The following is an 11,124-nucleotide window of genomic DNA, read 5'->3' on the forward strand; positions in this document are numbered from 1 at the left end:
CGATGCGGATCGTCTCGGCCGAGACGAGGCAGTCGGCGATCGAGCCGTCCTTCTTCTTCAGCCTGGCCTCGTAGCCGCGGAAGCCGCCAGTCTCCACCAGCTCGCTCTCCATGCGTCGGCGTGTCGTGGCCGTGTCCCACAGCTCGATCTCGGCCGCGCTGCGCCCGACGACCTCCTCGATCGCCCAGCCCGTCTCTTTCAGAAAAGCCTCGTTGACGTCGACGATGCGGAAGCCATCAAGCGTCGAGACCTTCATCGGGACGGGCGCGAGGCGGAAGGTCTTGGCGAACTTCTCCTCGCTGTTGCGCAGGGCCGACTCCGCCTTCCGGCGCGGCTCGAGGTCGGCGAAGGTGAACAGCATGCACCGCTCGTCGCCGATCTCGATCGGCTGTCCGGCGACGATGACGAGCTTCGTCTCGCCCTGCGGAAGCGGAAGCGAAGCCTCCATCTGCGGGACCGTCGCCCATTCCGACAGGCGCGCTTTGCCGAGCTCCCGCCGCTCGGAGCCCGACATCACGTCGAGATCGTAGACCGAGCGGCCGACGACGGCCTCGCGCGTGTAGCCGGTCATGTCGAGGAAACCCTGGTTCACGCGAATGAACCGGAGGTCGCTGATGCGGCAGATCAGGGCCGGCGCCGGGTTGGCATTGAAGGCGCGCTCGAAGCGCTCGATCGCCTGCATCTCGTCCGTCGCGTCGGTGACGATGAGGACGAGGCAGTCCGGGTCGCCGTTCGCGTCGTTGAGGACGAGGCTGCGCACGCGGTGGACCCATTCGGTTTCCGTCTCGCCCTGGCGCGCGACCTCGACGACGACGTCCGTGAAGAGCTCGCCCGCGACCACGCGATCAGCGGGATAGGTGCCGTCGTCGAGAAGATGATGGTTGCGGTAGCGCAGCTGGTAGCGCTCGCGATACTCGTCGACCGTCCGGCCGAGATCGGAGAGCTCGCGGGCCCCGTGCATCGACAGGGCCGCTGTGTTCGCCCAGGCGATCGTCTGATCGGGATCGATCAGGATCACGCCCTCGGTCAGGCCGGCGATGATCTGCTGCAGCTGCTGGCGTTCGATACGTTGTCCGCTGGACGGGGGGCTCATGAGGCGTTCCATCTCGGGAGTCGGGCGACCGCGTCGCGCTCGCCTTTGCATCGACAGGAAAAGGTTGTGCGGGCGAACCGCTCGGGCAAGGGCAGGGTCGGCCCGTCGGTGCCGTCAGCTCACCGTCGCGGAAGCGTCCGGCGGCGACTGGGCGTCGGCGGCGAACGGATCGTAGGTGCCGCGCCCGTTCAGAAGCCACGCCGTCTGGTGATCGAAGCCGTCCATCCAGTTGCTCCACGTCTCGCTTTCGACGGGGTGCGGATTCTCGCTGCGGTGGACGCCGTCTCTCGCCGCCTTCGCTCCCGCGCACACCGCTTCCCTTCGTTCCGGGGACGGAATGGTCGTCATCTGTCTCGATCTCCATGGACCACCCCGGCGCAGGGCACCGCCTGTGGCTCGCCGGACTGTCCGTTCGTGAAGGGGCGGCTGCATCGACAGATCGCCCGCGCGCGGCGCACCGTGCGCCAGCACGCCTCTCAGGTAGATTCTCGCAGACCGCGCGGTAGAGGCGAGCGCATCAGTTCGTCTGATGCAGGTGGCGTCATCTCTGCAGGTCGACCATCGAGCGGACGCGATCGGTTCGCCCAAGGGCGGTTTCGGCACCGCCACATGGTGCGGAAGGGGAGGTACGACCGAAGAAGTGCGCGGGAACCGGCGATTTCCGGGCGTTTCGAGGCGACATTGATGCAGGTTGATCATGACGCGCGGAGGCGCAGGCCTTAGACAGATGTCTTGAAGCTCGGGCGATTCTGTGCCGGGACGAGGATTTGTCTTTGCCTGCTGCCGTCGACAAGTCCTTTCTGCTCAGCCTCGCCAGAGGTGGTGGCGCGTGCGGGGCCTTGATCGCCTCGCGCGACTGGAGCGCGACGACGCTGGCGGACGGCGCGTCCTGGACGCCGACGCTGCGCACTTCCCTGTCGATCGTCCTGCGCTCGCCCGTTCCCATGCTCCTTCTCTGGAGCGTGGAGAGGCTCGCGTTCTACAATGACGCCTTCTCGGCCCTCGCCGGCGAACGCCACCCGGACCTCCTGGGGGCGAGCATCGGTGACGGCCGGCTCGACGCCTTCGGTCTCGACGCCGACAAGGTAGCGGCGGTGATGGCCGGGGAGGCCTTCGAGGATCGGGCTCGGAAATGGACACCTGGCCGCGACGGCGAGACGCGGGTCCAGTTCGTCGACATCAGCGGCTCGCCGGTCGTCGACGAGGCGGGCGTACCGGCGGGCGTCTTGTGCGTCGTCGCCGATTGCAGCGACCGCGTTCTGGCCGAGCGGCAGCGGGACGAGGCCGAAGCGGCGCTGAAGGACAGCGAGGCCGAGTTCCGGCTCATGGTCGACACGGTCCCGCAGATCATCTGGATCGCGGACTCGACCGGCCAGATGGAGTTCCTCAGCCGTCAGTTCTCCCAGTATACCGGGGCGCAATACCGCTCGATGTCGCCGGCCGAGATCGCCGGGGCGTTCATCCACCCCGAGGATGCGCCCCATGTCGTGGCGTCGTTCCAGAGAGCCCGCGATGAGATCGGGGCGCATGTGCACGAGCACCGGATTCGTTCGGCTGCCGGCGAGTTTCGCTGGTTCCTCGATCGCGCCGAGCCCTATCGCGACCGGCGGACGGGCGAGATCGTCCGTTGGTTCGGTGCGTCGGTCGACATTCACGACCGGAAGCTTGCGGAAGAGGGACTGCGCGACCTCAATGCCACGCTGGAGGCGCGCGTCGCCGAGCGAACGGCGGAGCGCAACCTGCTGGCGACGCTGGTGGAAAACACCGACGTCCTCGTCATGGCGGTCGATCTCGACTTCAAGATCCTGGCGCTCAACGCCGCCAATGCCGATGCGTTCGAGCGCATCTTCGGCGTCCGGCCGAAGGCGGGCGACAACATGCTGGCGCTTCTGGCCGACCGACCGGAACACCTCGCCGAGGTGCGGGCGGGTTGGGCGCGCGGGTTCACCGGCGAGCCGGTAACCTTCGTCGAGGCGTTCGGCGACCCCGACATCGAGCGCCGCCACTTCGAGATCACCTTTCGCCCTCTCCACGATGCCGACGGCAAGCTGATGGGAACCTACCAGTTCGTCACCGACGTGACCGACCGGCTGGAGCGCGAGGCGCAGCTCGCCGAGGCGCAGGGCGCCCTACGCCAGTCGCAGAAGATGGAGGCGATCGGCCAGCTGACCGGCGGCGTCGCTCACGACTTCAACAATTTGCTTATGGCGGTGCTCGGCAATCTCGAGCTTCTGCGCAAGCATCTGCCGGACGATCCGCGTACGACCCGGCTGATCGACGGCGCGGTGATGGGCGCGCAGCGCGGGGCCGCGCTCACCCAGCGCTTGCTGGCCTTCGCGCGCCGGCAGGACCTGTCCGTCGAGCCGCGCAACCTCTCGGATCTCGTCGCGGGCATGGTCGACCTTCTGGAGCAGTCGATCGGCAGCGGCATCGAACTGGAGCTTCGTCTACCCACCGAGGCGCCGATCGCTCTCGTCGATGCCAACCAGTTGGAACTGGCGATCCTCAATCTGGCCGTCAATGCGCGGGACGCGATGCCGAACGGCGGTCGGCTGACGCTCGAGATCGAGCGCGTGGCGGGCGAGGGCGATCTCGTGCCGGGCGACTATATCCGCGTGGCCCTGACGGATACGGGTCAGGGGATGGACGCCGAGACGCTGAAGAAGGCGACCGAGCCGTTCTTCTCGACCAAGGGCGTCGGCAAGGGGACGGGGCTCGGCCTGTCGATGATCCACGGGCTCACCAGCCAGCTTCATGGAGCGTTGCGGCTTTCCAGCGTTCCGGGAGAGGGCACGCGCGCCGAACTCTGGCTGCCGCGCGCGAGCGAGGGCGCGGCGCCCATCGTGATTGCGGCGGAGGAGCCGATCGTCGTCGATGTCGGTCGCCTCGCGCCGGCGCGCATTCTCGTCGTGGACGACGACATGCTGATCTCCATGAGCACCGTGGACATGCTGCGCGACCTCGGCCACGACGTATCGGAGGCGGCGTCCGGCGCCGAAGCGCTCGACATCCTCTCGCTGCACGGGCCGTTCGATCTGATGATCACCGACTATGCGATGCCCCGCATGAACGGGGCGGAACTCGCGAAGGCCGCCCTCGACCGGCATCCCGGTCTGCCAATCCTGCTGGCCACCGGCAATGCCGAGATGCCGGCGGACGAGCGCCTCGACCTGCCGCGACTCGGTAAGCCCTACAGCCAGGATCAGCTAGCGGCGCAACTCGCCCGCCTCCTCGCTCGATAGAGTGCTTGCCTTCCTGTATGCAGGGAGGGCATCATCCTGTATGCGAAGAGGGGGCATCCTCACCCACTGTTGAGGCGCACTTCGCCTTTCGCGACGGAGGAAGCGGTGCTAGTTCGGGCTGGACACTGTAGGACGAGGACAGCGCGTGACGGGTGAGACTGCGGCGATCGACGAAGGAATGGCTGGCGACCGCGCCTCGGTGATCTGCCGCGCCATCCGGCGGGCGATCCTGGAGCGGGCTTTGGCGCCCGGCGACAAGCTGCCGGAAGACCAGCTCGGCGAGCGCTTCGGCGTCAGCCGCACGTTGGCGCGTCATGCGCTCGGGCAACTCGCTTCCGAAGGGCTCGTGGAGTTGCGGCGTAATCGGATCGCGGTCGTGGCGACACCGTCCTTCGAGGACGCGCGCGACGAGTTCGACATCCGCATCGAACTGGAGCGGCTGGTGGTGCGGCGCCTCGCCGGGCGGCTGACGCAGCGCCAGATCGCCGAGCTTTCCGCGCATGTCGACGCCGAGGAGGAGGCCAAGGGCGGCTCGGAGGCGGCGTCGCTGCGGCTCGCCACCGAGTTCCACGTGCGCCTCGCCGAGATGACGGGGCGGCCGACCCTGTCGCGCTACGTGCGCGAGACCGCCTATCGCTCCTGCCTGTCGCTCGCGACCTTCGGACGCCCGCATTCCTCGGAATGCGCGGTCTCGGAGCATCGCGAGGTGCTGCGAGCGCTGGAGGGCGGCAACGAGGCGCGGGCGGGCGAATTGATGGCGCACCACCTCGACCAGGTGGCGCAGCGCGCGCTCCTCAAGGCTCCGGAGGCGCGTGGCGACCTGATGGACATTCTCGCCCCTTACGCGCAGCTCGAGCCGACCGCGCCGCGCCGCCGCCGCAAGCAGTCCGCCGACGGCTGAGCCCCTCAGCGCCGGAGCGAGGGGTCGAGGATCCACTCGGCGCTGTCGTTCCAGACGTCCATCCGCGTGATGCGCCCGTCCACCACCTCGAAGCGGTCGACATAGCGGTTGTCGTCGAACGGCGTGCCGTCCGGCCATTCGCCGTAGAGCTTGCCGATCGAATAGACGACGGTCGCGTCCGGCCCGGGCGCCACGTCGAACCGCTCCATCCGCTTCTTCACCCACCTGTAGCGCTCGGCGTTGACGGCGGTCGGCCCGCTCGGATGATCGAACACGCGCCCGCCGGTGAAGGTGATGACGCAGCCCGGCGCCATGTAGGTGGCCGCCCGGTCCGGGTCGGGGACCATGGAGGCTTCCAGGTAGTCGCGCACCATGTCGGCGTCAGCCAGCGCATCGCCGGACAAACCTGTATGCAATTCTGCATCCATATCGTTTTTTCCTCTTTTCAAAACTCCATGCAGTCCATACCATTGACCGATGGAGTGCAATGCGGGGCGCTGAACAAATTTTGCGCATGGCCCGGCGCTGCGTCCATGCGTCGATGCCTCAACCCTGATCCAGTCTCGAAGGAGCCGACATGACCCGCTTCAAACTGGCCGCCCTGGCCGCCGCCCTCCTGGCCTTCGCCGGGCCCGCCAGCGCCAAGTCGCTGACCGTCGGCGCCAACATCGGCAACGTCCCCTGGGAGTTCCAGGACGAGAAGTCCGAGACCGTCGGCTTCGAGGTCGATCTGGTCCGCGAGGCGGCCAAGCGGATGGGCTACGACGACGTGACCTTCGAGAACATTCCCTTCAACGGCCTGTTCTCCGCCGTCCAGTCCGGCCGCATCGACGCGGCGATCTCCTCGATCACCATCACCAAGAAGCGCCTGGAATCGGTCTCCTTCGCTCAAGCCTACTACGACAGCGACCAGTCGCTCTCGGTCCTCAAGGACTCCGGGATTACCGGCCTCTCGGGCCTCAAGGGCAAGGTCGTCGGCGTCGACACCGGATCGACCGGCGACATCTATGCCACGCAGCACGAGAAGGACCTCGGCCTCTCCGAGATCCGCCGCTTCGAGGGCCTCTCGCCGGCCATGCTCGATCTGGCCGCCGGCCGCATCGACGGCTACATCTCCGACATTCCCGCCGTCGCCTACTACATCAAGGACAAGCCGCAATACGCCGTGGTCGAGCGCATCCCGACCGGCGAGCAGTATTCGGTCATGTTCGCCAAGGACTCGCCGCTCGTCGCCGAGGCCACCAAGGCGATCACCGAGATGAAGAACGACGGCTTCCTCGCCAAGATCCACGAGAAGTGGTTCGGCTCCAAGCCCGATGCGTCGACCTCGACGGCCAAGGTCCTCGAAGCGCCCAAGCTCTGACGCGCCCCTCCGACTGATCTGCGGATGCGGCGCGACCGGCGCCGCATCCATCCCACCCCGTCGTAGGGCTCGGCATGGACATCGTCACAACCTTCTTCAACGTCGACGTCCTCTGGCGCTCGATGCCCCAGCTCCTCCAGGGGCTCTGGCGCACGATCCTCCTCGGCGGCCTCTCGATCATTCTCGGCCTCGTCGGGGGCCTCGCGCTGGCGCTGGTTCGCCTCTATGCGCCGCGCCCGCTTCGCTGGCTGTCCATCGCCTATATCGACGTGTTCCGGGCGCTGCCCGTCCTCGTGTGGCTGGTGATCGTCTACTACGCCTTTCCCTTCATCGGCATCCGCCTGTCGCCCTTCGCCTCCGCCTGCCTTGCGCTGACGACGGTGTCGGCGGCCTACACGGCCGAGATCTACCGCGCTGGCATCGAGGCCATTCCGCGCGGCCAGTTCGAGGCGGCCCAGTCGATCGGGCTGAACGCCTTCGACGTGATGCGCGACGTGATCCTGCCGCAGGCCGTGCGGATCGTGATCCCGCCGCTGACCAACAACTCCATCAACGTGATGAAGGACACGGCGCTCGCCTCGGTGGTCGCGCTGCCGGACCTTCTGAAGCAGGCGACGCAGGCGCAGGCACTCGCCGCCAACCCGACGCCGTTGATCGGCGCGGCGCTCCTCTATCTCGTCCTGCTCCTGCCGCTGGTGCGCCTCGTCGCCCGCTTCGAGACCCGCTACTCCAGCCGGGAGGCCCGCTGACATGGCCCCGTCCGCCGAGCCGATCATCCGCATGCGCGGCGTCCAGAAGCGCTACGGCCATTTCACCGCTCTGAAGGGCGTCGACCTCGACGTCGCAGCCGGCGAGGTCGTGGTGCTCCTTGGCCCGTCGGGGTCGGGCAAATCGACCCTCATCCGGTGCATCAACCATCTCGAGGAGTACGACGCGGGCGACGTGTTCGTCGGCGGCGTGCGCGTCGAGCGGGGGCGCAACCTCCTCAAGGTCCGACAGCAGACCGGCATGGTGTTCCAGGCCTTCAACCTCTTCCCGAACCTCTCGGTGCTCGACAACGTGGCGCTCGGCCCGGTGCGGGTGAAGAAGCTGAGCTGGGACGAGAGCCGCGCCAAGGCGAGGACGCTTTTGACCCGCGTCGGCATCGGCGCGCAGGCCGAGAAGTTCCCGACGCAGCTCTCCGGCGGCCAGCAGCAGCGCGTCGGCATCGCGCGCGCGCTCGCCATGGAGCCGCGCATCCTCCTCTTCGACGAGCCGACCTCGGCGCTCGACCCCGAAATGGTCGGCGAGGTGCTCGACGTCATCAAGGGCCTTGCCCATTCCGGCGTCACGCTCGTCCTCGTGACCCACGAGATGGGCTTCGCCCGGCAGGTCGCCGACCGCATCGTCTTCATGGAGGACGGCGAGATCCGGGAGGTCTCGACGCCCGACGTGTTCTTCTCCTCGACCCGCAACGAACGCGCCCGCGCCTTCCTCGACGCGGTGCTCAACCACTGATTCCACCAGACAGGCGCGGGGTGGACGCGCCAGCAAGGCCAGGCAGCATGACTCTCGATCTCGATTTCGTCCGCGCCCAGTTTCCGGCGCTCAAGGGCGAGTGGACCTTCATGGACAATGCCGGCGGCAGCCAGGTGCTGCGCACAGTCGCCGAACGCGTGTCCGACTACCTCCTGACGACCAACGTCCAGACCGGCGCGAGCTACGAGCCGAGCCGGATCTCGACCGCGCGCGTCTCGCAGTCGCGCGAGGCCTTCGCGCGCTTCATGAACTGCGATCCCGGCGAGATCGTCGAAGGGGCCTCGACCACGATCCTGATCCGCTTCCTGTCAGAGGCGATGACGGGCCGCCTCGAGCCGGGCGACGAGATCATCCTCACCAATACCGACCACGAGGCCAATATCGGCCCCTGGCTGAAACATGAGGCGCGCGGGGTCAAAATCCGCTGGTGGCGCTGCGACCCGGAGACTCACGAGCTCGACCTCGAGGACCTCAAGGGGCTGATGAACGAGCGCACCAAGCTCGTCTGCGTCACCCACGCCTCGAACATCCTCGGCACGATCAACCCGATCCGCGAGATCGCCGACATCGCCCATGCCGGCGGCGCCGAGCTTTGCGTCGATGCGGTCGCCTATGCGCCGCACCGCGCGATCGACGTGAAGGCGCTCGACGCCGACTACTACATCTTCAGCGTCTACAAGGTGTTCGGGCCGCACCACGCGGTGATGTTCGGCAAGCGCGAGAAGCTGCTCGCCCTCGACAACATCTACCACTACTTCTTCGACAAGAGCCGCGTGCCCCACAAGCTGGAGCCCGGCAACATCAACTACGAATGCGCCTGGGGCTCGATCGGCGCCGTCGACTATGTCGAGGATCTCGGCCGCCGCGCCGGGGCCGGCGAGGGACGCGGCGCGATCGAGGCGGGCTTTGCCGCGATCGCCGAGCAGGAGCGGGTGATCACCGAAAGCCTGATGGACTTCCTGCGGAGCCGCAACTCGGTGCGCATCATCGGCCGCAGCTCGTCGGCGATCGAGGACCGTGTTTCGACCGTTTCCTTCACGGCCGGCGAGCGAAGCTCGCGCGAGGTGGTGGAAGCGGTGGACAAGGCCAGGATCGGCATCCGCTACGGCGACTTCTACGCCAAGCGCATCGTCGAGGAGCACGGGCTGACGAAGACCGACGGCGTCGTGCGCGTCTCCATGATCCACTACAACACGCTCGACGAGGTCAATCGCCTCATCGCGGCGCTGGAGCCCGCGCTGTGAGCGAGGGTTTCGACCTCGTCATTCGCGGCGGCACGGTCGCGACCGCTTCGGACACGTACCTTGCCGACGTCGGTATCCGCGATGGGCGCATCGTCCAGATCGGCGAGGCGCTGCCGGCGGGCGTTCAAGAGATCGATGCCACCGGCCGCTTCGTGCTGCCCGGCGGCATCGACAGCCATGTCCACATCTCGCAGCCGTCCGGCGAGGGGATCGTCATGGCCGACGACTTCGAGAGCGGCACGCGCTCGGCGCTGTTCGGCGGCAACACCACGGTCCTGCCGTTCTGCCTGCAGGAGAAGGGCCAGTCCCTGCGCGAGGCGTTGACGGCCTACCATGCGCTGGCGGACGGCAACTGCTACACCGACCACTCCTTCCACATGATCATCTCGGACCCGACTGCGTCGGTCCTCGGCCAGGAACTGCCGGCGCTGGTCGCCGACGGTTACACCTCGTTCAAGGTCTTCATGACCTACGAGGGCCTGCGCCTGAACGATGCGCAGATTCTCGAGACGATGGACGTCGCCCGGCGCACCGGGGCGCTCGTCATGGTCCACTGCGAGAACGAGGACGCGATCCGCTACCTCATCGGGCGGCACGAGGCGGACGGCGACGTCGCACCGCGCGCGCATGCCACGACGCGGCCGATCGTGGTGGAGCGCGAGGCGACGCACCGCGCCCTGTCGCTCGCCGAGGTGGTGGACGTGCCGGTGGTCATCGTCCACGTCTCCAACGGTCCGGCGATCGACGAGATCCGCGCGGCGCGGGCGCGCGGGCGCAAGGTGATCGGCGAGACCTGCCCGCAATATCTCATGCTCACCGCCGACGATCTCGAGGGCATGGACTGGGAGGGCGCGAAGTTCGTCTGCTCGCCGCCGCCGCGCGACGCGGCGAGCCAGGAGGACTGCTGGCGTGGCATCGAGACGGGCGTCTTCGACCTCTTCTCCTCCGACCATTGCCCGTTCCGCTACGACGACCCCGCCGGCAAGCTGAACCCGAAAGGCAAGACGAGCTTCCGACACATCCCGAACGGCATCCCCGGCGTCGAGACGAGGCTGCCGATCCTCTTCTCGGAAGGGGTGATGAAGGGCCGGATCGACCTTTCGCGCTTCGTGGCGCTGACGGCCACGAACCATGCCAAGGTCTATGGCCTCGAGCGCAAGGGCCGCATCGCGGTTGGCATGGACGCGGACATCGCGATCTGGGACCCCGAGACGCGGCGTACCATCCGCCATGCCGATCTCCACGACGGGGCCGACTACAGTCCCTACGAGGGGATCGAGATCCAGGGCTGGCCGACGACGGTCGTGCTCGGCGGCAAGGTCATGGTGCAGGACGGCGAACTGACCGGGACGAAGGGCGACGGGCGCTACCGCGCCCGTGCCCTGCCCAAGGTCTGAGCACCGCGTCAGACGGCGCGGGTCGCCCCGCCGTCGACGCGCAGCTTGGTGCCCGTGACGTAGGACGCCTGCGTCGAGGCGAGGAACACCACGGCCGCCGCGAACTCCTCGGGCCGTCCGTAGCGCCCGGCGGGGATGGCGGCGATCGAGGCCTTCTGGACAGCCTCGACGCTCGACCCGGAGCGGGCGGCGTTGGCCGCGTCGAGTTCGGCGAGCCGCGTCGTCTCGATCCGGCCAGGAAGCACGACGTTGACGGTCACGCCGTCGCCCGCCACCTCGGCCGCCAGCGTCTTCGACCAGCCGAGAACGGCGGCGCGGATGCCGTTGGACAGAGCAAGGTTCGGGATCGGCTGTTCGACGCCCGAC

The 11,124-nt window shown here is 67.7% G+C and carries 11 protein-coding genes; 7 read left to right on the forward strand and 4 right to left on the reverse strand.

The window, feature by feature from the left end; all coding sequences use genetic code 11:
• Nucleotides 1-1,093 (reverse strand): PAS domain S-box protein (locus tag QZ753_RS11715; protein ID WP_294643943.1); only part of this gene is annotated, 1,093 nt, incomplete at its 3' end.
• Nucleotides 1,094-1,207: 114 nt separating this feature from the next.
• Nucleotides 1,208-1,405: a hypothetical protein gene (locus QZ753_RS11720; protein ID WP_294643944.1), complete on the reverse strand. Its 198-nt coding sequence runs from the start codon at nt 1,403-1,405 to the stop codon at nt 1,208-1,210.
• A 461-nt stretch (nt 1,406-1,866) separates the two neighbouring features.
• Between QZ753_RS11720 and QZ753_RS11725 the strand changes: the two genes are divergently transcribed.
• Both QZ753_RS11725 and QZ753_RS11730 read left to right on the forward strand, forming a co-directional pair.
• Nucleotides 1,867-4,335, forward strand: a complete 2,469-nt coding sequence (locus QZ753_RS11725; protein ID WP_294643946.1) for a PAS domain S-box protein — start codon at nt 1,867-1,869, stop codon at nt 4,333-4,335.
• A gap of 178 nt (nt 4,336-4,513) precedes the next feature.
• Nucleotides 4,514-5,236: a GntR family transcriptional regulator gene (locus QZ753_RS11730; protein ID WP_294643960.1), complete on the forward strand. Its 723-nt coding sequence runs from the start codon at nt 4,514-4,516 to the stop codon at nt 5,234-5,236.
• 5 nt (nt 5,237-5,241) lie between these two features.
• On the opposite strand, the gene QZ753_RS11735 is transcribed toward QZ753_RS11730, so the two are convergent.
• Nucleotides 5,242-5,664 (reverse strand): nuclear transport factor 2 family protein, encoded by a 423-nt coding sequence (locus QZ753_RS11735; protein ID WP_294643948.1) that lies wholly within the window; start codon nt 5,662-5,664, stop codon nt 5,242-5,244.
• A gap of 149 nt (nt 5,665-5,813) precedes the next feature.
• On the opposite strand from QZ753_RS11735, the gene QZ753_RS11740 reads away from it, so the two are divergent.
• The 5 genes from QZ753_RS11740 (at nt 5,814) to hydA (ending at nt 10,758) form a co-directional block, all read left to right on the forward strand.
• On the forward strand, nt 5,814-6,599 hold the full coding sequence (locus tag QZ753_RS11740) for a transporter substrate-binding domain-containing protein (RefSeq protein ID WP_294643950.1): 786 nt from the start codon (nt 5,814-5,816) through the stop codon (nt 6,597-6,599).
• 74 nt (nt 6,600-6,673) lie between these two features.
• Nucleotides 6,674-7,348 carry an amino acid ABC transporter permease gene (locus QZ753_RS11745; protein ID WP_090958751.1) on the forward strand — a complete coding sequence of 225 codons (675 nt, stop codon included), beginning with the start codon at nt 6,674-6,676 and terminating at the stop codon, nt 7,346-7,348.
• A gap of 1 nt (nt 7,349) precedes the next feature.
• Nucleotides 7,350-8,096, forward strand: coding sequence for an amino acid ABC transporter ATP-binding protein (locus QZ753_RS11750; protein WP_294643955.1), 747 nt, complete (start codon nt 7,350-7,352; stop codon nt 8,094-8,096).
• A 47-nt stretch (nt 8,097-8,143) separates the two neighbouring features.
• Nucleotides 8,144-9,361 carry a cysteine desulfurase-like protein gene (locus QZ753_RS11755; RefSeq protein ID WP_294643956.1) on the forward strand — a complete coding sequence of 406 codons (1,218 nt, stop codon included), beginning with the start codon at nt 8,144-8,146 and terminating at the stop codon, nt 9,359-9,361.
• Entirely contained in the window at nt 9,358-10,758 is a 1,401-nt protein-coding gene (gene hydA, locus QZ753_RS11760; protein WP_294643957.1) for a dihydropyrimidinase, read from the forward strand. The genes QZ753_RS11755 and hydA overlap by 4 nt, the downstream gene beginning before the upstream one ends.
• Before the next feature lie 8 nt (nt 10,759-10,766).
• Here hydA and QZ753_RS11765 read toward each other — a convergent pair.
• The coding region (locus tag QZ753_RS11765; protein ID WP_294643958.1) for an SDR family oxidoreductase at nt 10,767-11,124 on the reverse strand (358 nt) is incomplete at its 5' end.

This window comes from uncultured Aureimonas sp., assembly GCF_913775355.1.
Taxonomy (GTDB): Bacteria; Pseudomonadota; Alphaproteobacteria; order Rhizobiales; family Rhizobiaceae; genus Aureimonas.

Excerpts from the sequence above, each read along its gene's own strand:
- QZ753_RS11730 (WP_294643960.1), top strand. The coding sequence starts at position 4,514 with ATGGCTGGCGACCGCGCCTCGGTGATCTGCCGCGCCATCCGGCGGGCG.
- QZ753_RS11735 (WP_294643948.1), bottom strand. The coding sequence starts at position 5,664 with ATGGATGCAGAATTGCATACAGGTTTGTCCGGCGATGCGCTGGCTGAC.
- QZ753_RS11740 (WP_294643950.1), top strand. The coding sequence starts at position 5,814 with ATGACCCGCTTCAAACTGGCCGCCCTGGCCGCCGCCCTCCTGGCCTTC.
- QZ753_RS11745 (WP_090958751.1), top strand. The coding sequence starts at position 6,674 with ATGGACATCGTCACAACCTTCTTCAACGTCGACGTCCTCTGGCGCTCG.
- QZ753_RS11750 (WP_294643955.1), top strand. The coding sequence starts at position 7,350 with ATGGCCCCGTCCGCCGAGCCGATCATCCGCATGCGCGGCGTCCAGAAG.
- QZ753_RS11755 (WP_294643956.1), top strand. The coding sequence starts at position 8,144 with ATGACTCTCGATCTCGATTTCGTCCGCGCCCAGTTTCCGGCGCTCAAG.